Source organism: Vibrio sp. 3-2(1), from assembly GCF_963887575.1.
Taxonomy (GTDB): Bacteria; Pseudomonadota; Gammaproteobacteria; order Enterobacterales; family Vibrionaceae; genus Vibrio; species Vibrio anguillarum.
In genome coordinates this window covers 50,476-72,609 of sequence record NZ_CAWPGB010000065.1, presented here as the reverse complement: position 1 = coordinate 72,609, position 22,134 = coordinate 50,476, and the positions used below count along the sequence as shown (strand labels likewise).

At 44.2% G+C, this 22,134-nt stretch carries 18 protein-coding genes and 2 tRNA genes; 6 read left to right on the top strand and 14 right to left on the bottom strand.

Annotated features, from left to right (window positions below; all coding sequences use genetic code 11):
- Window positions 1–10: 10 nt before the first annotated feature.
- From rimP to rlmE, 8 genes are all read right to left on the bottom strand, one after another.
- A complete protein-coding gene (gene rimP, locus AACQ79_RS17545; RefSeq protein WP_170899465.1) occupies window positions 11–466 on the bottom strand; it encodes a ribosome maturation factor RimP in 456 nt (151 codons plus the stop codon).
- Window positions 467–676: 210 nt separating this feature from the next.
- Window positions 677–753: transfer RNA gene (locus AACQ79_RS17540), tRNA-Met, on the bottom strand.
- A gap of 54 nt (window positions 754–807) precedes the next feature.
- Window positions 808–891 (bottom strand) — tRNA-Leu (locus AACQ79_RS17535).
- 26 nt (window positions 892–917) lie between these two features.
- The gene (gene secG / locus AACQ79_RS17530; RefSeq protein WP_010318534.1) at window positions 918–1,253 is read right to left on the bottom strand and encodes a preprotein translocase subunit SecG; all 336 of its coding nucleotides are present in this window, start codon (window positions 1,251–1,253) and stop codon (window positions 918–920) included.
- 263 nt (window positions 1,254–1,516) lie between these two features.
- Window positions 1,517–2,857, bottom strand: coding sequence for a phosphoglucosamine mutase (gene glmM / locus AACQ79_RS17525; protein WP_017045391.1), 1,341 nt, complete (start codon window positions 2,855–2,857; stop codon window positions 1,517–1,519).
- Between the two features lie 22 nt (window positions 2,858–2,879).
- Window positions 2,880–3,710 (bottom strand): dihydropteroate synthase, encoded by an 831-nt coding sequence (gene folP, locus AACQ79_RS17520; protein WP_064624457.1) that lies wholly within the window; start codon window positions 3,708–3,710, stop codon window positions 2,880–2,882.
- Between the two features lie 58 nt (window positions 3,711–3,768).
- The gene (ftsH, locus tag AACQ79_RS17515; RefSeq protein ID WP_017049783.1) at window positions 3,769–5,718 is read right to left on the bottom strand and encodes an ATP-dependent zinc metalloprotease FtsH; all 1,950 of its coding nucleotides are present in this window, start codon (window positions 5,716–5,718) and stop codon (window positions 3,769–3,771) included.
- 98 nt (window positions 5,719–5,816) lie between these two features.
- Entirely contained in the window at window positions 5,817–6,446 is a 630-nt protein-coding gene (rlmE, locus tag AACQ79_RS17510) for a 23S rRNA (uridine(2552)-2'-O)-methyltransferase RlmE (protein ID WP_047690104.1), read from the bottom strand.
- Between the two features lie 119 nt (window positions 6,447–6,565).
- On the opposite strand from rlmE, the gene yhbY reads away from it, so the two are divergent.
- The gene (gene yhbY / locus AACQ79_RS17505; RefSeq protein ID WP_010318529.1) at window positions 6,566–6,862 is read left to right on the top strand and encodes a ribosome assembly RNA-binding protein YhbY; all 297 of its coding nucleotides are present in this window, start codon (window positions 6,566–6,568) and stop codon (window positions 6,860–6,862) included.
- Window positions 6,863–6,950: 88 nt separating this feature from the next.
- Here yhbY and greA read toward each other — a convergent pair whose 3' ends face one another.
- Window positions 6,951–7,424, bottom strand: a complete 474-nt coding sequence (gene greA / locus AACQ79_RS17500) for a transcription elongation factor GreA (protein WP_013857625.1) — start codon at window positions 7,422–7,424, stop codon at window positions 6,951–6,953.
- 553 nt (window positions 7,425–7,977) lie between these two features.
- Here greA and ompU point away from each other — a divergent pair.
- Window positions 7,978–8,943 (top strand): porin OmpU, encoded by a 966-nt coding sequence (gene ompU / locus AACQ79_RS17495; RefSeq protein WP_170899464.1) that lies wholly within the window; start codon window positions 7,978–7,980, stop codon window positions 8,941–8,943.
- 99 nt (window positions 8,944–9,042) lie between these two features.
- Window positions 9,043–10,485: a serine-type D-Ala-D-Ala carboxypeptidase gene (dacB, locus tag AACQ79_RS17490; RefSeq protein WP_170899463.1), complete on the top strand. Its 1,443-nt coding sequence runs from the start codon at window positions 9,043–9,045 to the stop codon at window positions 10,483–10,485.
- Here the strand turns inward: dacB and AACQ79_RS17485 are convergent.
- Both AACQ79_RS17485 and tyrS read right to left on the bottom strand, forming a co-directional pair.
- Window positions 10,464–11,309: a magnesium transporter gene (locus AACQ79_RS17485; RefSeq protein ID WP_170899462.1), complete on the bottom strand. Its 846-nt coding sequence runs from the start codon at window positions 11,307–11,309 to the stop codon at window positions 10,464–10,466. The genes dacB and AACQ79_RS17485 overlap by 22 nt on opposite strands.
- A gap of 471 nt (window positions 11,310–11,780) precedes the next feature.
- The gene (gene tyrS / locus AACQ79_RS17480; protein WP_013857629.1) at window positions 11,781–12,968 is read right to left on the bottom strand and encodes a tyrosine--tRNA ligase; all 1,188 of its coding nucleotides are present in this window, start codon (window positions 12,966–12,968) and stop codon (window positions 11,781–11,783) included.
- Between the two features lie 129 nt (window positions 12,969–13,097).
- Here tyrS and AACQ79_RS17475 point away from each other — a divergent pair, with 129 nt between their 5' ends.
- Window positions 13,098–14,390, top strand: a complete 1,293-nt coding sequence (locus tag AACQ79_RS17475; protein ID WP_017048386.1) for a peptidoglycan DD-metalloendopeptidase family protein — start codon at window positions 13,098–13,100, stop codon at window positions 14,388–14,390.
- 52 nt (window positions 14,391–14,442) lie between these two features.
- Here AACQ79_RS17475 and AACQ79_RS17470 read toward each other — a convergent pair whose 3' ends face one another.
- The 3 genes from AACQ79_RS17470 to erpA all read right to left on the bottom strand — a co-directional run bounded on the left by AACQ79_RS17470 (window position 14,443) and on the right by erpA (window position 19,124).
- The gene (locus tag AACQ79_RS17470) at window positions 14,443–17,541 is read right to left on the bottom strand and encodes an efflux RND transporter permease subunit (RefSeq protein ID WP_170899461.1); all 3,099 of its coding nucleotides are present in this window, start codon (window positions 17,539–17,541) and stop codon (window positions 14,443–14,445) included.
- Between the two features lie 8 nt (window positions 17,542–17,549).
- Complete coding sequence (locus AACQ79_RS17465) at window positions 17,550–18,656, bottom strand: efflux RND transporter periplasmic adaptor subunit (RefSeq protein WP_170899460.1); 1,107 nt, start codon at window positions 18,654–18,656, stop codon at window positions 17,550–17,552.
- A gap of 126 nt (window positions 18,657–18,782) precedes the next feature.
- Window positions 18,783–19,124, bottom strand: coding sequence for an iron-sulfur cluster insertion protein ErpA (erpA, locus tag AACQ79_RS17460; RefSeq protein ID WP_026027518.1), 342 nt, complete (start codon window positions 19,122–19,124; stop codon window positions 18,783–18,785).
- A 322-nt stretch (window positions 19,125–19,446) separates the two neighbouring features.
- Here erpA and hemL point away from each other — a divergent pair, with 322 nt between their 5' ends.
- Together hemL and AACQ79_RS17450 are read left to right on the top strand one after the other, a co-directional pair.
- Window positions 19,447–20,742 (top strand): glutamate-1-semialdehyde 2,1-aminomutase, encoded by a 1,296-nt coding sequence (hemL, locus tag AACQ79_RS17455; protein WP_170899459.1) that lies wholly within the window; start codon window positions 19,447–19,449, stop codon window positions 20,740–20,742.
- A 277-nt stretch (window positions 20,743–21,019) separates the two neighbouring features.
- Entirely contained in the window at window positions 21,020–22,105 is a 1,086-nt protein-coding gene (locus AACQ79_RS17450) for an AI-2E family transporter (RefSeq protein WP_017049774.1), read from the top strand.
- The last annotated feature ends 29 nt before the right edge of the window (window positions 22,106–22,134 follow it).

The following is a 22,134-nucleotide window of genomic DNA, read 5'->3' as shown; positions in this document are numbered from 1 at the left end:
TCTAGGAGAACTAAAATTTAGGGATCAGGTTAGCTTTAGAAATATTGCTTAGCGCAAATAGTTCTTCTTTCCCATCAACGCTAATTGCAACGGTTTCGCCATCAATAGAATGGATAATTCCTTTCCATTTTCGACGGTTGCCGACACCCATTTTCAAAACGATGCTGACTTCGTGACCAATAAACTGTTCATAATGCGCTGCTTTAAAAAGTGGTCTCTCTAAACCTGGTGAAGAAACTTCTAGGTTGTAAGCCATAGAAATTGGATCTTCAACATCGAGCACAGCACTCACTTGATGGCTCACTTCTGCGCAATCATCAACGTTAATACCGTTTTCATGATCAATATAGATGCGTAATGTTGAGTGCTCTCCGGCACGAATAAATTCTAATCCAACTAACTCATAACCTGATGCCGCTACTGGAGCGTCAAGCATTTCAGTAAGTTGTCTTTCTAAACCAGTCATTTAAACCACTCCAGAAACAAAAAAAGGGCACAGAGCCCAATTTAAATTCCAAGCAACTATCTGAAAATCTCATACTTGAGAAACTCAGATAACAAAAAACCCCGATTAGTCGGGGTTTTTTGTTGCTGGACCCTGATGATTGAGAATCTAAATTCTCAATTGCAGTGAGGTTGACACTGCACAAACTTGCATCCAAAACCCAAAAAGAATTGGTTGCGGGGGCCGGATTTGAACCGACGACCTTCGGGTTATGAGCCCGACGAGCTACCAAGCTGCTCCACCCCGCGTCCGACTTGCGAGCATTATACGCTCTATCAAGTGATTTACAAGTTTGTAAATAATGGTGCCGAGAGAGGGACTCGAACCCTCACACCTAAGGCGCTAGCACCTCATGCTAGTGTGTCTACCAATTTCACCATCTCGGCAATTATTTGTACTTATCTAAGATAAGTTATTGCGGGATTTCGTCACCAGATTTTACTGGAACGTCACTCGCTGTATCCGTAGTTTGCTCAATCACTTGACCTTTAGTTGGGTCAATCCATTGTGATTCAGTTTTATGCGTAGACAAATTGCCCAATGCCAAACTAAGAATGAAGAATACGGTTGCAAAAATTGCAGTCATTCGGGTTAGGAAATTTCCTGAGCCACTAGCACCAAACACAGTGTTTGACGCGCCAGCACCGAAAGAGGCTCCCATATCTGCGCCTTTACCTTGTTGAATTAACACTAGGCCAATGATACCAAGCGCTGCCAACAGGTAAATCACAAGTAGAACTGTAAACATTACTTCCACCTATGTTCCAAATAGTTGAGCCAGCGCCGTTCTTATCAACTGACTTGAACAAGGCTAGCGACCTCCTCAACGAAGGCGGACGCAATACTAACGAATGCATCCCATGCTGACAAGGAGTATTTTATAAAAAAACAGAGTTTATGCTTCAAGCGGTTAAAAAAAGGGCAACAACACCCTATGTGTATAGCTAACCATAAGATTTCAAGCCGAATTACGGTCATGAAATCCTAGGTTAACTCATATTATTTGCCTGGTTAGCAATTATCTTTAACCGCTTGAGCTATCTTTAATGCTGAATTTTTTACTAGCTCAGCATCTTCCCCTTCCACCATCACGCGCAATAAAGGTTCAGTACCTGATTTACGCAACAGGACTCGACCTTGGCTACCAAGTTCCGCTTCTACGGCAGCTACAGCTGCTTTTACCGCTTCGGCTTCTAATGGGTTGGAATCACCACTAAAACGTACGTTTTCTAAAACCTGCGGGTAAAGCGTCATGCCTTTAGCCAGTTCATTGAGCGACATTTCACTGCCCACAACGGAAGCAAGAACTTGCAACGCCGCAACAATCGCATCACCCGTAGTCACTTTGTCTAGCAGTATGATGTGCCCTGAATTTTCTGCGCCAATTTTCCAACCTTTTGCCAGCAATTTTTCCATCACATAACGGTCACCAACCGCCGCTCGCACAAAAGGGATACCTAACTGCTTTAAGCCGTTTTCCATACCAAGGTTTGTCATTAGCGTTCCAACAACACCACCTTTTAATTCTCCACGTCTCAGGGCATCACGGGCGATGATATAGGCAATTTGATCTCCATCCACTTTATTGCCAAGCTCATCAACCATAATTAAGCGATCGCCATCACCATCAAATGCCAGTCCTAAATCTGCTTTTTCTGCCACAACGCGCTGTTGCAACGCGCGGACATCCGTTGCTCCAACTTCGTCATTAATATTCAGACCATCTGGCTCAACCCCCATTGCTATCACTTCAGCGCCAAGTTCCTTAAAGACATTAGGCGCGATGTGATAGGTGGCACCATGAGCACAGTCAACGACGATTTTCAGCTTTGATAAATTCCATTGCGATGGAAAGGTACTTTTACAAAACTCGATATACCGCCCTGCAGCGTCGACCATACGTGAAGCCTTACCAAGTTCGGCAGACTCGACACACTCAATCGGTTTATCCAATTCAGCTTCGATCTCCAATTCAATTTCATCAGGTAATTTAGTCCCTTCGGATGAGAAGAATTTGATGCCGTTATCGTAATAAGGGTTATGCGACGCTGAGATAACGATCCCCGCTTCTGCACGAAAGGTTTGGGTCAGGTAAGCAACAGCTGGCGTCGGCATAGGTCCGGTAAAAATCGCCTTTAATCCTGCAGCGGCTAAGCCCGCTTCTAGAGCCGACTCAAGCATATAACCTGAAATACGCGTATCTTTACCAATAATGACTTTTTTCGTGCCTTGTTTTGCCAATACACGTCCAGCCGCCCAGCCAAGTTTTAATACGAAATCGGGAGTGATAGGATACTGTCCAACTTTACCGCGGACACCATCTGTACCAAAGTAACGTCTTTTGTCAGACATGATTTTTCCTTAATTATTATTGTTAACTATTTTGAATAATGGTTTGTACTATTTTCATTGCTTCAATGGTTTCGTTCACATCATGGACACGAATAATCTGTGCACCTTTCATTGCCGCTACAGCCGCGCAGGTAACGCTCGCCACCATACATTCAGCTGGTTTTTTATTGAGTAGTTTAAAAATCATTGACTTACGGGACATCCCAGCCAATATCGGCAAACCTAGTTGATGAAATGCGTCTAGATGTGCAAGCAGATAATAATTATGCTCAATGGTTTTGCCAAATCCAAAACCGGGGTCGAGGATAATATTTGCACGCGCGATCCCCGCGCGCTCGCACGCTGCGACTCGATCTTCTAGAAAGCGCTTAACATCCGCTAACACATCTTGGTAATGTGGACTGGTTTGCATCGTTCGTGGCTGGCCTTGCATATGCATGATACAGACAGGCACTTGTGCTTTAGCCGCAACCTCTAATGCCCCCGGCTCTTGCAGTGCACGAACATCATTAATCAAGTCAGCACCAGCCTCAACCGCCTGACGCATCACTTCAGCTTTACTGGTGTCAATTGAAATCCAGACGTCATATTTTGCACGAATAGCTTTAATAATAGGAATAACACGAGATAATTCGTCATCGAGAGTCACTTCTGGAGCACCCGGCCGAGTTGACTCCCCTCCAATATCAATAATGCTGACACCTGCGGCAATCATTTTATCGGCATGCTCTAGTGCCAAATCTAGCGCGTTAAATTTTCCACCATCGGAAAATGAATCCGGAGTCATGTTCAAGATACCCATGACATGAGGACGATCGAGGATAAGTGTCTTTGTTGGGGTTTGAATCTTCATTTTGCTCTAAAACACAAAAACCCCGAGAAAGCTCGGGGTTTAATTTGAATATTAACGATTACTCAGCATCTTTCTTTTCTGAGGACTCAGTGGCTACTTCGTCTTCTGCTGCTGGCTCTACTTTTGGCTCTTGAGCTTTTTCCGCTTCCGCTTTTTCTGCTTGAGCTTTGGCTTGATCAGCCCAACCTGCAGGTTCGCGAATCTCGGTTTTACGCTCCATTAAGTCATCAATTTGGCCTGCATCAATCGTTTCGTATTTCATCAACGCATCTTTCATTGCATGCATAATATCCATATTTTCTTCAAGGATTTTACGCGCACGATCATAGTTGCGGTCAATAATTTTACGAACTTCGTCATCAATCAACTTAGCAGTATCTTCAGACACATGCTTAGTTTGAGTCACGCTGCGCCCTAAGAAGACTTCACCTTCATCTTCTGCATACAACAATGGGCCAAGTTTTTCCGAAAAGCCCCATTGAGTAACCATTTTACGAGCAATGGCTGTCGCACGTTCGATATCGTTTGATGCACCAGTTGAAACGTTTTCTGGGCCGTAAATTAACTCTTCCGCTAAACGACCGCCATACAAGCTTGAAATCATAGACTCAAGATGCAGCTTCGACATGCTAACTCTGTCTTGTTCAGGCAAGTACATCGTCACACCTAAAGCTCGACCACGTGGAATAATCGATACTTTATAAACAGGATCATGTTCAGGTACCAAACGACCAACAATGGCGTGTCCTGCTTCATGATAAGCTGTTGATGCTTTAGTTTCTTCAGACATCACCATCGAACGACGTTCAGCACCCATCATGATTTTGTCTTTTGCTAACTCAAACTCAACCATCGAAACATTGCGTTTGTTACCGCGAGCAGAGAATAACGCCGCCTCGTTCACTAAGTTCGCCAAATCGGCACCAGAGAAACCCGGTGTTCCGCGAGCAATCAATGAAGGTTCAACATCACCAGCTAAAGGTACTTTGCGCATATGAACTTTCAAGATCTGTTCACGGCCGCGAACATCAGGTAAACCGACCACCACTTGACGGTCAAAACGCCCCGGACGCAGCAATGCTGGGTCTAAAACGTCTGGACGGTTAGTTGCCGCAATGACGATAACGCCTTCATTGCCTTCAAAACCATCCATTTCAACCAACATTTGGTTTAAAGTCTGCTCACGCTCATCGTGACCGCCGCCGACACCAGCACCACGTTGACGACCTACCGCATCAATCTCATCAATAAAGATGATACAAGGTGAAGCCTTTTTCGCTTGCTCGAACATGTCACGTACACGAGATGCACCGACGCCGACAAACATTTCAACGAAATCAGAACCAGATATAGTGAAGAACGGTACTTTCGCCTCACCAGCAATTGCTTTTGCCAGTAATGTTTTACCTGTACCAGGAGGACCAACCATCAAAACACCCGTTGGAATTTTCCCACCCAGTTTTTGGAAGCGACTCGGATCACGCAAGTAATCCACAAGCTCTTTCACATCTTCTTTCGCTTCGTCACAACCAGCCACATCACCGAACGTGGTTTTGATCTGCTCTTCACTCATCATACGAGCTTTGCTCTTACCAAATGACATGGCACCTTTGCCACCGCCACCTTGCATTTGACGCATGAAGAATATCCAAACACCGATCAGTAGGATCATGGGGAACCAAGAGATAAAAATGGTCCCGAGCAAACTTTGCTCTTCTGGTGGTGTACCTTGTACTTTAACGTTTTGATTAATCAAATCATCAAGCAGTTTTTGATCGTACACGGGCATGTAAGTTACATAGCGAGTACCACCGCCTCTACGAGTAAAGGAAATTTCACTATTGTTAAATTGAGCTTCTTGAATCTGGCCTTGGCCAACTTCCTGTACGAACGTGGTGTAATCCACTGCTTTGCCGTTACTATCACCAGGGCCAAAGCTCTGGAATACCGACATTAAAACGACAGCTATAACTAGCCACAGAATTAAATTTTTTGCCATATCACTCAAGGTGTAAGCCTCGCGATAACTAATTGTAATTAAAGGTAGGGTACTACAGTTTGTAACCTGTAGCCATATGTTAACTTATGCCTTGTACAGCAAAAACGTTAACCTTTGTAACCAGTGGCTACAACAAAGACTTCTCTTGAGCGAGCTCGCGAAGAGTCTGGTTTTCTTATTTTCACGACTTTAAACAGGTTTCGAACTTCTTTGACATAATCATCAAAGCCTTCTCCCTGAAAAACCTTGACCACAAAACTACCATTTGGAGTAAGAACTTGTCGACACATATCTAGAGCTAGTTCAACCAAATACATTGCCCTTGGCTGATCAACCGAATTATTTCCGGCGATGTTAGGTGCCATGTCTGACATCACCACATCAACCATATCAGGCTGTATACGATCTAATAGTGCGTCCAGCACGGCCTCTTCACGAAAATCGCCTTGTAAGAAAGCAACGCCAACAATAGGATCCATCGGCAAAATATCACACGCGATCACTCGGCCTTTATCACCGACGATACCCGCTGAATATTGAGACCACCCACCGGGAGCCGCCCCTAAATCCACAACAGTCATTCCTGGCCTAAGCAGTTTATCTTTATTTTGAATCTCTTCTATTTTGAAAATAGCACGCGAACGATAACCTCTCTTTTTGGCTTCATTCACGTATTTATCATCAAAATGTTCTTTCAACCAGCGACTAGAGCTGGCCGAATGCTTCTGTTTACTCATTCGATTCCTAACTGAAATGTTTCCATCCAAGAAAGTATGGTAGAAAATATAGTCTTCAGGGATAGATGGCGTTAAAATAGCTTTTTTCAACCCTTATATTAAATAAAATTGGCCGCATAATGAACCTAAGCACCAAACAAAAGCAGCACCTTAAAGGCCTAGCACACAGTTTGAAACCTGTTGTACTGATGGGCGCGAATGGACTCACTGAGGCTGTTCTAGCGGAAATCGAGATTGCCCTCAACCACCACGAACTGATCAAAGTGAAAGTAGCATCCGAAGATCGCGAAACTAAGCAGTTGATTATCGATGCTATCGTGCGCGAGACTGGCGCAGAAAAAGTACAAACCATTGGCAAGATTCTCGTACTATTTCGTCAAACCGAGCAACGTAAAATCGAGATCCCTCGTAAGTAATCAGTCGCGTTATCGACGCTCTGACTCTGATGGATACAGACAAAAAAAGGTCGCACACTGCGACCTTTTTGATTGTTGTTGAAATGAATTAGAGGTATTCAACTTTATCGATTTCGAAATCTTTATCACCACCAGGAGTGGCGATAATCACCTCATCACCTTCCATTTTACCGATCAAACCGCGGGCAATCGGTGAGCTAACAGAAATGCGCCCAGATTTAATCTCAGCTTCATCTTCACCCACAATCTGGTAGCGTTTCACTTCATCAGTATCACTGTCAATCAATGTCACTGTTGAACCAAAAATCACTTTGCCTGTATTTTCCATTTTAGTGATATCGATCACCTGAGCAACAGATAGCTTATATTCAATATCACGAATTTGAGCCTCACAAATACCTTGCTCTTCTCGAGCAGCGTGATATTCCGCATTTTCTTTTAGGTCGCCAAGTTCACGTGCGGTTGCAATAGCTTGGGTAATTTGTGGACGTAATTTTAGCAGCCTATCTAACTCTTCGCGCAGCAATTGTTCACCACGAACTGTCATTGGAACTTTTTCCATTTTATACCTCTAATGCCAAAATTCGTATTTGGGCAAAACAAAACTACCCAACACAACAAAGGTTAGGTAGTACATGGATTAACATAGTTGCTAATTAGTGTAATCAAACTTCGTGACTAAATCATCTTAAATCACACGTGACCCCTGTCAGGTTTCTGTGAATGAGTTTGGGGGAAAGTGATAAAAAACAGACACAAAGCTCATTTTCACGAATGTTTTCGCACAAAAAACCGACCCACCTCACTAAAAAAAAATAAAAAACAAACTATTCAGACCAGTTGATAAACACCAATAAACTAAATAAAAAACAAAGACTTGATATTTATTTACACGAAATAAAACGGTGTTCATAAACCTGTTTTATATCATTTTACTAACTAATTTTGGAACTTAAGAGTAAAAAGTAGAACACGAAATGCTAGTAACGTTTGGTTGTACGTTAGTGAAGGTTTACAAAACCCAACCTATGCAACTCAATGTTCAAAAGCACTCGAAGGACGATATAGACGTCGCAAATAAAAATATTTATGGACAGTAAATTAGGACTAATAAGATGAACAAAACTCTGATTGCTTTAGCAGTATCAGCTGCTGCAGTAGTAACTGGTGTAAATGCTGGTGAGCTATACAACCAAGACGGTACATCTCTAGAAATGGGCGGCCGCGCAGAAGCACGTCTTTCTCTTAAAGATGGCAAAGCGGACGATGCATCACGCGTACGTCTAAACTTCCTAGGTAAAGTAGCAATCAACGACAGCCTATACGGTGTTGGTTTCTACGAAGGTGAATTCACTACTAACGACCAAGGTACAAACAAAACTAACAACAACCTAGACAACCGTTACACTTATGCAGGTATCGGCGGTAACTTCGGTGAAGTGACTTACGGTAAAAACGACGGCGCGCTAGGTGTTATCACTGACTTTACGGATATCATGGCTTACCACGGTAACTCTGCAGCAGACAAAATTGCTGTAGCGGACCGCGTAGACAACATGGTGGCTTATAAAGGCCAATTCGAAAACCTAGGCGTTAAAGCAAGCTATCGTTTTGCTGATGCTTCAGTTGATACTACCAACGATAAATATGTGGATAACGGTCAAGACGGCTACTCTCTATCGGCTATCTATGCAATCGGCGACACTGGCGTTAAGCTAGGTGCAGGTTATGCTGATCAAGATACTCAAAACGAGTACATGCTTGCTGCATCTTACGCTATCTCTGATTTCTACTTCGCAGGTGTATTCACTGACGGCGAAAAAGACACTAACGTTGATTACACTGGTTATGAACTAGCTGCAGCCTACACAATGGGTCAAGCAGTATTCACAACAACTTACAACAACGCTGAAACAAGTGATGTAACTTCAAAAGATAACTTTGCAGTTGATGCAACTTACTTCTTCAAACCTAACTTCCGTTCGTACATCTCTTACAACTTCAACCTACTTGATTCAGACAAAGTAGGTAAAGCTAAATCTGAAGACGAACTAGCACTAGGTCTACGTTACGACTTCTAATTCTTGGCTTAATGTCATAGATTTAAAACGCCTGCTTGCTAGCAGGCGTTTTTTTATCTCGCTATACTGTATGCACATTCCGCCCTGAAATGCCGTGTTATGCTCTTATTAAACCGCTGTGCTTTTTTATTCATCCTCTCGTTCTTCTTTCCTTTATCGACTTTGGCGTATACGCCTTTGCAAACACTGCCACAAGGTACTCGGGTGGGTTTATTCGTTCACTCTTTAGCCACTGAACAGGTTTTTCAAGATACTGATAACATACAAGCGCTTTTCCCTCCTGCCAGCACTTTAAAAATGCTCACCGCGCTTGCTGCCACGCTAGAGCTTGGCGAACAATTTCGCTTCACGACTCAGCTAACTCAACATGGCGATGACATTGTTATTCACTTCTCTGGCGACCCTACGTTAACCAGCCAAGATATGAAGCAGCTACTCAGCGAGCTAAAAAAACAGGGTATCTCACAAATAAAAGGCAACCTTTGGTTAGATAATTCAGCCTTTTCAGGTTACGATCGCGCGGTTGGATCACCTTGGGATATTCTGGGGGTATGCTATAGCGCCCCATCAAGTGCAATTACTCTGGATGGTAATTGTGTACAAGCCTCTATTTATACGCAGCCGAACGGGAAAACTCGGGTTTATGTGCCTGAGCAGTATCCCATTCACGTGACCAGCTACGCAAGAAGTGTCACTAAGACTGAACAAGAGAGCGCTCGCTGTGATTTAGAACTGCGCACTTCAGAGCAGAACCATTACCAGCTCGACGGCTGTTTGGCAGAGCGAACACAACCTCTGCCACTAAAGTTTGCCGTGCAAGACCCAAACTTATACGCCACACGTATGATTTATAAGCAACTCAAACAAGTGGGCATTGAATTGCTAGGCGAGGTTAAGCTGGGTGTAAAGCAAGATGAACTGAGCATAGAAAAGGATTCATTGATAGCAACACATCAATCTATGCCACTGTACCCGTTGTTAGAAATGATGCTTAAAGAGTCTGACAATTTGATTGCTGACAGTTTAACCAAAACACTTGGCCAGCATTTTTTTATTCAACCCGGCAGTTTTAGTAATGGCACCGAGGCGATCAAGCAGATCCTTTTTTCTCGAACAGGCATCAACTTGGCACAAGCTCAGTTGGCTGATGGTTCGGGTTTATCACGTAACAACCGCCTTTCAGTACAAAATATGGTGGATGTGCTGAATTACATTTGGATTAATAATCAAAGCCTTAAGCTTATTGATATCATGCCTAAAGCAGGTGAATCCGGTACCTTACAGTACCGACGTAGTATGCGTGGCCAAGCTATACAAGGGCAGCTGATTGCCAAAAGTGGTTCGCTTTATGGAACGCATAACATGGCGGGCTTCGGTTTAGATAAACAAGGAAAACCGAGTACGTTATTTGTTCAATTCATCACTGATTATTATCCGCAAGATCAAGGCGATAACACTAGTGTTACCGCCTTGATTGCTCAATTTGAGACGCTCTTCTTTGAAGATGTCGTTAAGTTCAGTCAGCTTAGTCCTAATGAATAATTCACCACGTTAAAGTAGATCCACATACCCGAAATATCGACGATAGAAGCCAGTACAGGGCTAACTAATACCGCAGGATCTAATTTAAAAACGCGCGCAGCAATGGGTAATAAGCCGCCAATCGTCGTAGAAATAGTGACTTGGATAAAGAGCGCAACCGCAATTGCAAACGCAATGCTTTCTAGTGGAAAGCCTCCGGTTGAGTTGGCATCACTAAACAACATAATGCGAGCCACCATCACCGCAGAGATAGCCAACGCAAGACAAACCGCAACACGGCACTCCTTCCATAATACACGCAACCATTGACGTTTGCGTAATTCACCAACCGCCAACGCGCGCACGACTAACGTCGCAGCTTGCGAGCCAGTATTCCCACCTGCAGCGGCAATAACAGGCATATACACAGCCAAGAGCACAAGCTGGCTCAATGTATCTTCGTACTGGGTAATAATCAGCCCGGATACGATACCAAGTAGTGCCAATACAATAATCCAGCCAATACGCTGCTTTACATGTTCAATCACGCTAGTGGTTAAATAGCTTTGTGCCGTTTCAACTTCTGAGTAAATAAACCCCAATTGGTTAGCGTAATGGCGAGCGCGAATGTCATAGCCCCCTTTATCTAATTCACTGAGTAGTTGCTGAACATAACCAATAGTACAGTGACGTAAAATCGCCACTGCCTCTTCGATAGGCATCACTGCCAATAAATGTACCTGTTTTTGCTGTTCGTACTGCAAAAATGCATTACGAGCCGCACCAATCTCTTCCAAAGAAAAGTTAGGTGAATTTTCAATATAAATGTTGCTCATTACCGTCATGGCGAATCTCCCGATTGGCAAAGGTAACGACCATCGAAATGATACCCAAATGCAATATATTAATGAGCAATGACGTCATTGTTCATCAATGTAATTCATAGATAGGTTTTCATCTCAAACTAGAGAGCAGGAGAAAAATCGAGAGGAGTAAATCAGAAAAGATAAGCCCTACCACTGAAGGTAGGAGCGAAGATCGCCAATACCGAAAGCGGTTATTTTTCTCCCTTCATACTAGGGGGATGGTCGGTATTGTTCATAAAAATCTCCGAAAGTACTGCTCAATTAGCAGTGCGCAAATTGTACCAAAGCCTTTGGCGAAATACACTCTGATCTTTGCATCCAATGCGTTCCAATTTCACACATACCCAACCACACCATTCAGATTGAAGATTTTAATATGCCAAGATCAGGCCCAGCAAAAAAGCGCCCTTAGGCGCTTTGATGAATAGACTGTTCACTTTACTGTGATTTTTACTTTACAGTAACTCGTGCGAACTTACGCTTGCCGACTTGGTAAACATAAGTCCCCGCGGCTGGTACATTTTTGCTGTCGTCGATTTTTTCGCCATCTTGTTTGGCTCCGCCTTGCTTGATCATTCGCATCGCATCAGACGTTGAAGCCACTAAACCCGCCTCTTTGAGCAGGTTAGTGATAGCAATACCCGCTGCAAATTCAAATTCTGGCATCTCTTCTGGCATCGCACCTTTTTGGAAGCGGTTGATAAACTCTTGCTCAGCCGCATCCGCCTCTTCTTTAGAGTGAAAACGTGCAATGATCTCTTTCGCCAGCAAGATTTTAAGATCGCGTGGGTTCGTGCCATTTTCAACATCAGCTTTGAACTGTGCGACTTCTTCCAATGGACGGAAAGAAAGCAGCTCGTAGTAGCTCCACATTAATGTGTCAGAGATCGACATGATTTTGCCAAACATTTCACTTGGCGATTCACTGACACCAATGTAGTTGTGCGCTGATTTGGACATTTTTTTCTCGCCATCCAAACCAACAAGCAGTGGCATCATCAAGACAACTTGTGGTTTTTGACCATGTGCTTTTTGCAGTTCACGGCCCATCAATAGGTTGAATTTTTGGTCAGTACCGCCAAGCTCAACATCTGTCTCCATTGCGACTGAATCATAACCCTGTAGGAGTGGATACATGAATTCATGAATGGCAATAGGCTGACCATTAGCGTAGCGCTTTTTGAAATCATCGCGCTCTAGCATGCGTGCCACTGTTTGGTTCGATGCAAGACGGATCATGCCTTCCGCGCCCAATAGAGACAACCATTCAGAGTTAAACTGAATTTTCGTTTTAGCCGGATCGAGGATCTTAAACACTTGTGTCTTATAGGTTTCAGCATTACGCAAAACATCGTCACGAGTGAGCGGTGGACGCGTGGTATTTTTACCGCTTGGGTCACCAACCATACCCGTGAAATCACCAATCAAAAAGGTGACTTCATGGCCCAAATCTTGAAATGCACGTAATTTATTGAGGATCACCGTATGTCCAAGATGGATATCTGGAGCCGTTGGATCAGCACCTAATTTAATGCGCAGTGGACGGTTTTCTTTCAGTTTCGCGATCAATTCATCTTCTGGGATTAGCTCTTCAACACCGCGTTTAATTTCAGCTAAAGCCGCTTCAATACTCGCCATTCTTGTTCACTCCTACAGATTTGGCAAAATTTAATAGTTGAACATCTTACTTGAATAGCGATGCTTTTTGAAACCAGTTAGACTAACGAACCGGCTAATTTCTTTATAATTTACTAAACGAACCTAAATATGCTTTCAATTTTCGCTCGTCTCCCTTGGGTGCATCGAATCCTCATCGCCTTTTTAAGCGCACTCATGGTTTTCGCGCTGCTATTTCTGCCAAACCCTGAAGATCTCGCTCAGGATCCGAATCGTCTAGAAATTGGTCGCCATTATCCATTAACCATTAACGCCGAAGCACTCTCTCCGGGAATATCTATCTCGCCTTCCACCATGCTGCGTTGGGAAACTTATCAAGTTAAATCGGGTGAAAGTGCCGCCGTATTATTTCAGCGAATTGGGCTTTCGGCTCGCTTACTCTATCAACTCACGGCAACAAATCGTGATATTGACAGCCAGCTTTCACGGCTTAAGCCAGGAGATGAGCTGCAATTTGGCTTTGATGAAAATAATGAACTTGTTCAACTCAATCGCATTATTAGCGCCTTTGAAACCTTTCGTATCACTAAATCGGGCGATGGCTTTACTTCTGAGTTTGATAAAAAAGAGCTGATGTTCCAGTACAACTATGCCGAAGCGATCATTACTTCAAATTTTTGGAATGCGGGGATAAGCGCAGGTTTAACGGCAAACCAAATCATGGAGTTAGCGGGTATATTTGGTTGGGATGTGGATTTTGCGTTAGATATTCGTGAAGGTGACCAATTTAAGCTGCTATTCCAAGAAAAGGTGGTGGAAGGTGAGGTAATTGGCCGCGGAAATATCATTGCCGCCGCCTTTACCAACCAAGGTACGACGTTCACAGCAATATTGGACGATGCAACAGGCAATTACTATGACGAAAATGGCCGGGCCATGAAAAAGGCCTTTTTACGCTCGCCGATCGATTTTCGTCGCGTGACATCGAATTTCAATCCTGTGCGTCGCCACCCCGTCACAGGAAAAGTCACCGCACACAGAGGAACCGATTATGCCGCGCCAGTTGGTACCCCAATTTGGGCCGCCGGCGATGGTGTGGTTGAGAAATCAAGTTACAACCAATTTAATGGTAATTATGTGTTTATTCGTCACAGCAACACCTACATTACCAAATACCTACACTTACAACGACGTATGGTCAAAACGGGTCAACGAGTCAAGCAAGGACAAACGATTGGTACTTTAGGAGGGACAGGAAGAGTCACCGGCCCTCATCTCCACTATGAATTTTTGGTCAACGGTGTACACAAAAACCCAAGAACGGTCTCTTTACCGCAATCTAAATCCTTAACGGGCCAAGCAAAAACCACCTTTATCGCCAATGCTCAAATTAGGCTTGGGAAGCTAGAACGCTATAGCCAATTACTCTATGCCAATAAATAATAAGAAAAGGCCCACCAATAATGTGGGCCTCATTGTGTAATGATTGAGCAGATTACTCTTCGAGAGTAGGTGGTGGTTCCTTACGCCCCAACATCAACAAGCAAGGCGTCAGCACTAACGTTAAGACAGTGGCAAAAGCAAGCCCTCCCGCAACGGCCGTGGCGAGTTGTGACCACCATTGCGTGCTGGGAGCGCCAAACTCAATTTTCTGGTTAATCAAATCGATGTTCATCTCCAGTACCATTGGCAATAACCCTAAAATAGTCGTCACTGTGGTCAATAAAACGGGCCTTAAACGCTGAACACCAGTGCGTAAAATGGCCTCTTGTTTTGACAAGCCTCTGCGTATCAGTTGGTTATAAGTATCTATCAATACGATATTGTTATTCACCACGATGCCGGCCAAGGCGATGACCCCAATACCTGACATAATAATGCCGAAAGGTTTTTGGAAAATCAGCAGGCCCGCAAATACTCCGACCGTTGAAAACAGTACTGCACTTAAAATGAGGAATGCTTGGTAAAAACTATTAAATTGCGTAACCAGAATTAACCCCATCACCACCAGCGCAATCAAAAAGGCATTTTTTAGAAATTCTGAGGAATGTTCCTGCTCTTCATTTTGCCCTCGTAATTTAAACTCCACCCCATTAGGTAAATTCAGTTCCGACAATGCTTGAGTAACTTTCGGCAATTCAAGGGCCAGATTATACCCTTCCTTTAGATCCGCCATAATATCGATAACCCGTCGACCATCAATCCGTTTGATCGTATCTTGTTTGTGATCCGGTTTTATCTGCGCAAAATTGGTTATCGGCACCAGACCTGCGGGTGTGTTGACCCGTAACTGATCAAATCGACCAATATCCCGCTTATCCTCTGGATAACGTACCAAAATATCGACCTCTTCGTTTGCATCATCAGGCAAGTAGTCACCAATTTTTAGTCCATTAGTCACAAATTGCACTGTGTTACCTACCAATGTCGCATCGGCTGAAAATCGAGAAGCATCATCACGTCGAATATCAATTCGCCAGTCAATCCCTTCTTTATTTGAGGTGTCACTGATATTAGTCAACGCGGGATTGTTATCAGCCCACTTTCTGACCATTTTAGCGGCCTCATTAAGATTTTCAGGAGTACGCGCCGACATTTCAATCACCAGATCATGCTCAACCGGTGGCCCTGCATCTGGAAATTTATACTCGATTTCCACCCCTGAAAACTGATCTGTAGTGCTTTTAAGCTCTTCAATAATCGCTTTGACGGTGCGGCGATATTGCCAATCGACAGGAGTAATTTGAATCTGGCCAATTTCATCCTCTCCCCCCGTTCGAGTATAGACGCTCTCAAATTCCTCATGACCAAGCATCACCTGCTCAATCTCTCGCATTAAGGTGTCTTTTTCTTGGATGGAAAGATCGCCATAAGAACGAACTTTAACGCTGAAATAAGGCGGATCCACCTCTGGGAAGAATTCGGCACCGAGCCCTGCTTTGGCATAAGCAAAACCAATCACAATCGCGAGTACTATCGCACTGAACAGTATTTTAAGTGGGTGACGAATCGCAATGGCCAACGTGTGATAATAGAGCTTGGTGATGCCCGTCGCTTGGGCAAAATCACCTTCATGTAAAGCAATCATCCGTGCTTGACTGGCAGCCGAAGCATGTTGCGGTCGGCCAATTAAGCCTCCCAGCACAGGTACAAAAAGCAGTGCCATAATCAGTGAAGCGGCCAGTGTAGCGATAAGTGTGAGGGGCAAGTATTTCATAAACTCGCCCGTGATATCCGGCCAAAAAAGCAGAGGGGCAAAAGCGGCTAAAGTAGTAGCGGTTGATGCGGTAATCGGCCATGCCATCCGTTTTGCGGCATCTCGATACGCTTCTTTACGCGGCACACCTTCTTGCATACGCCGATCAGCAAACTCAGTTACCACTATGGCTCCATCAACCAGCATGCCAACCGCCATAATTAATGCAAATAACACGACAATATTGACGGTTAGTCCAAACACCGACAAGACTAATAATCCGGTCAAAAATGAGCCTGGTATTGAGATACCAACCAGCAGCGCCGTCCTCATTCCCAAAATAGCGATAATCACGATCACGACTAAAATAATAGCCGACAGAATATTGTTTTGTAGATCGTTGAGCATGATTTCAACGTCTTTCGACTCATCCCACGTGTATTTCACCAACAAATTACTTGGCCAATCTTCCCGTTTTTGCGCCTCTCCCATTACCGTTTTTACCAGCTCAACGGTTTCGATGATATTTTCACCAGCACGCTTTTTAACGTCCAACACCACCGCCGATTTGCCATCTAAACGAGCGAAGCTTTCGGGGTCTCGAAATGCTCGTCTGACGGTCGCGATATCGCCAAAGGTGATTACTTGCTTACCATCAACCTTCACCGGAAGCTCTAACACATCTTTCAAGGATTCAAAAACTGAAGGAACCTTTACGGAAAAACGTCCGTAGCCCGTATCGACGAAACCCGCCGCAACGACTTTATTATTCAGTGCGATTAAGTTATAGATATCGCCTTGATCGAGTCCGTAACTTTCCATCAATAGGGGATCGACAATGATCTCAACAATATCTTCGCGATCGCCAGCGATATCAACTTCTAATACTTGTCGGTAGCTTTCTAATTTGTCTCTCAACTGCCTTGCAATTTGTACGATAGCTCGCTCTGGTAAAGTGCCATAAAGCACCACTGATAATACCGGTTGCTCTGATGCCAATGTTACTTCGTTCACGGTCGGCTCATCGCTGTCTGCGGGTAGCTTCGGCTCGGCCAAATTGACCGCATCTCTCACATCCGCCATCGCTTTATCAAGGTTAACGCCAACGTTAAACTCCAAAACTACAGAAGCATGCCCTTCGGAAGCATTCGACGTCATCTCTTTTACGCCTTCAATAGAGCGCATCTCTTGCTCTAGGGGCCGCACGATAAGGCGCTCAGCATCACTCGGTGATATGCCTTGATGACTTACGGAGACATAAATAATAGGAATAGTAATGTCAGGGCTCGATTCTTTAGGGATCGAAAAATAGGTCGCCACGCCAGCGATCAAGATAAAAATCAGCAGCGATAACATAGTGCGCGAGCGAGAGAGCGCCGCATCAATAATAGAAAACATGGCGCCCCCTACTGCGCTGAGTGGTTAGGTTTCTTGACCGCAATCACTTGATCACCATCTCGAACAAAACCTTGCCCAACGGTGATAATATCCACCGTATCCCCTAGCCCAGTTAGCCACACACCATCTTGCTCCGCTTTTACCAATTGAATGGGGATGAAGCGAACACGATCTTGCTGCAGTGTTTTAACACCTAAATTTCCTTGATCATCAAGCGCAAGCATGGCAGGCGTGATTTTCACCGCCAGTTGTGTTTCTAAACTCATCTCCACTTCAGCGCTCACACCCGCGGGGATCGTTTGATTGGGATTGTCTAATTCCACTTCGATAGCAAACGTGTTGGTGGTAGGTGATGAGACGCGAGAAATATAACGAACCTTGCCATCGACAGTAGAACCATCGATAAAACGTACACGAGCGGTTTGGTTTTGTTTGATTTTTTGGATGTGTCGTTCGCTGACATCAGCTTCTATCACTAATTTACTGAGATCAATAAAGGTGACCATCGGGTCACCCACTCCGACAAAATCGCCTTTTTCTATCAATATGTCTTGAACAATGCCATCGAAGGGAGCCACAACTGACGTATTACGTAAAGCCAATTGGGCACGACTTTGCACAGCGCTGGCTTCCGCTAAAGCGGCTTGCGCCGAAGCAAAGGCCACTTCGCCTTGCAAACCTCGATTTTTTAACGACTCAGCGGCACTGAATTCTTTTTGTTTGAGTTTGAACAAGGCTTGCGCACTCTCTAATTGAGCCGCTAGATCAGCTTGATCGATTAAGACGATCTGTTGTCCTTTATTGACAGGCTGTCCTTTTGCTATCGATATCTGAGTAATTTTCCCTGCGATTTCAGCACCAATTTTAGCTTGACGATTAGGTGCGGTCCGACCGTAAAGATCGATATGCTTATCGGTCAATTCAGCCTCAAAAGATTGATAAATAACTTTCGCAAAAGGAATGGTGTCATTGGCAGTTTGCCGGGGCTCTTCCGCTTTCAATGCCCCAAAACCTAACCAAAAACAGAGAAGTAAAATAAAAATCGTCGAGAGTAGCCAAGGTCGTTGCGAAAAAAAGCGGCCAATAGATGAACGGCTGATTTTGGTATCAGGCATAAATAATCCTTTATTATGTTCTTGCCTTCTTAAGGTTAAGGCAAAGCCCTACATAACATCCAAATACATAGGGCTATTAAGCTTAATTAGCTACAGTAGATTAATTGTGCATCGAACCTTTTTTAGTTAAACACTAAATGATGCACCACAACCGCATGTTGTTGTTGCATTAGGATTGTTGACAAAAAAACGAGAGCCTTCTAGGCCTTCTGTGTAATCGACAATGCCACCTATCAAATATTGTAAGCTCATCGGGTCAACCACTAATGTCACGCCACTATTAACTATTGTGGTATCGCCATCGTTTACATTTTCATCAAAGGTAAACCCATATTGAAAACCGCTACAACCACCACCAGTAATATAAACGCGCAGTTTTAGCGCTGGATTCTCTTCTTCAGCAATCAACATTTTTACGCGTTGTGCTGCAGTATCAGAAAATGACAATGGTACATTTACTTCACTCACGATGGCCTCTCTCACTCGTGTTAATACCTGTCAGACTTATTATGCTTAACTTATGCCTGTAAAGGTGATTCTTTTTTAATAATGCAATGATTATCTAATACCTGACCTATTCGTTCAAGTATTCACCGTCACTTAAGCTAAAACTCCAACTATCGAGGCATTATGCACTGAAAAAACACTCACTGTCGCGTGAGTTGTACACTATACGGCGCTTATTTGGCTGTGAATGAGCTCAGAAAATGAGTGAAAAAAAGTGTCTTTGGTGAGTTTGGGTATACAATGCGACACCAACTGGTCCGAACAAGCAGAAGAGGATAAATCCATGACCAAATCAGCAGAGCTTTATCAAAAGGCACAACGTGCAATCCCCGGTGGAGTTAACTCTCCTGTACGTGCTTTTAACGGAGTTGGTGGCTCGCCGATTTTTATCGACCGCGCAGACGGCCCGTTGATTTTTGATGCTGATGGCAAAGCTTATATTGATTATGTCGGCTCTTGGGGGCCAATGATACTAGGCCACAATCACGCGGTCATTCGTGAAGCCGTGATAGGCGCAGCGCAGCGCGGTCTCAGTTTTGGTGCGCCGACCGAGATGGAAATCGATATGGCAGAATTAGTTTCTGAGCTGGTTCCATCGATGGAACAGTTGCGTATGGTCAGTTCAGGTACCGAAGCGACGATGAGCGCCATTCGTTTAGCTCGTGGATTCACTGGGCGCGATAAAATTTTAAAATTTGAAGGCTGCTATCACGGTCATGCGGACAGTTTGCTAGTAAAAGCAGGCTCTGGCGCCTTAACATTAGGCCAACCAAGCTCTCCTGGTGTGCCTGCTGATTTTGCTAAACATACACTGACCGCCACTTTTAATGATTTAGAATCTGTACGTGAATTGTTCGCGGCCAATAAAGACCAAATAGCCTGCATTATCGTCGAACCAGTCGCGGGCAATATGAACTGCATTCCACCAGTAGAAGGGTTCCATGAAGGCTTACGTGAGATTTGTGACCAAGAAGGCGCTCTGCTGATCTTTGATGAAGTAATGACAGGGTTTCGTGTTGCACTAGGTGGTGCACAGGCTTACTACAACATCAAACCAGACTTAACAACGCTAGGGAAAGTGATTGGCGGTGGTATGCCTGTTGGCGCTTTTGGTGGACGCCGTGATGTGATGCAATACATCGCTCCAACGGGTCCAGTGTACCAAGCTGGTACGCTATCAGGTAACCCTGTGGCTATGGCTGCGGGTTATGCCTGCTTGACGCTTCTAAAAGAAGAAGGCAATGAAAAACGTCTCGCGGCCAAAACAAAGCAATTGGCTGATGGATTCAAAGAACTCGCAGACAAACACGGTATTCCTTTGCTGGTCAACCAAGTTGGTGGCATGTTCGGCTTCTTTTTTACCGATCAAGAACGCGTCACCTGTTATGAAGAAGTCGCAAAATGTGATGTTGAACGTTTCAAGCGCTTCTTCCATTTGATGCTCGAGCATGGTGTTTATTTAGCGCCTTCAGCTTTTGAAGCAAGTTTTACCTCTTTGGCACACGGTTCCAAAGAAATTGAAGCGACATTAGAAGCGGCCGATCGCAGCTTTGCGATGATGGCAGCTCAAGCGGAATAAGCACCATTAGGCTGACTCATCATAATTATAAAGGGCTGTAAATCAGCCCTTTATTCATTTCAGACTCAATAAGCAAGCTATCATTGCCAGTAATAAATCACTAAAACGACCAACGCCATCATGCTGATGGCAAACCACGGTAGCTTCAACTTTTTTTTATGCTGGTTTTGACACCCTTTTTCATTATCACAACATCCCATCTCATCAGTTCCTCATTGATAACACGCTGATTTGCAGTCATTATAACCCTATTACTTTACAAGGTTGGATTAACAACGTGTCAGAAAAAGTGAAAATCACCTCTAGCCACTGGGTGCTCATTGCGGCACTTGTCGCTGCGGCTATTGCTTGTTATCTGTTGATTGCACCTTATATCAACTCGATTGTCATGGCTTTCATCATCTCGTTATTGATGTTTCCCATTCATGAGTGGCTCGAACGAAAAATCCCCAAATACAAAAATACCGCCTCGTTTCTCTCGTGTATTATTTTGACGTTTATTATTGTGATTCCACTGCTGTTTGTCTTTGCTGCTATTGTGCAGCAAGGGTCGGTATTTTCTCAGAACATGTACCAATGGGTCACCCATGGTGGCATTCAAACCGCCTTTGCTCATCCTTGGATTGTCAAAGGACTCGCCATTGCGAATCAATATTTGCCCTTTGATGAAATTCAGCCACAACAAATCGCACAAAAAGTGGGGCAATTTGCCAGTTCATTTGGTACCAACTTGGTCAGTATTAGCGCAAAAGTGCTGGGTGATGCGACCAGTTTTTTGATGGACTTCTTCTTAATGCTGTTTGTGTTGTTTTTCCTACTCCGTGATCACGATAAGCTCATCAGCGCTCTTAGGCACATCTTGCCATTGTCGCGTAGTCAAGAAGACAGGTTGCTCTGCGAAATTGAGCAAGTCTCCAAATCGGCTGTCATGGGGTCATTTTTAACCGCAATAGCGCAAGGCTTTGCGGGCGGGTTTGGTATGTGGCTCGCCGGTTTTCCTGGGTTATTTTGGGGCACTATGATGGGGTTTGCTTCGTTTATTCCGGTTGTCGGCACTGCTCTGATATGGATTCCAGCCACTGTTTATCTCTTTCTAACCGGAGATAGCACATGGGGCATATTCTTGGCCCTCTGGAGCGTTATAGTTGTTGGCTCAATTGATAATTTATTGCGGCCCTTTTTAATGCAAGGGAGCGCGGGCATGAACACCTTAATGATCTTCTTCTCTCTGCTCGGTGGTATTCAGCTGTTTGGCCTGATTGGGTTAATTTACGGCCCACTCATTTTTGCCATCACTATGGTGCTGTTTAATATTTATGAGGAAGAGTTTAAAGGTTTTCTCAATCAACAAGATAATAGCTAACTTTTGACTTACTGACGATCAAGCTAGAA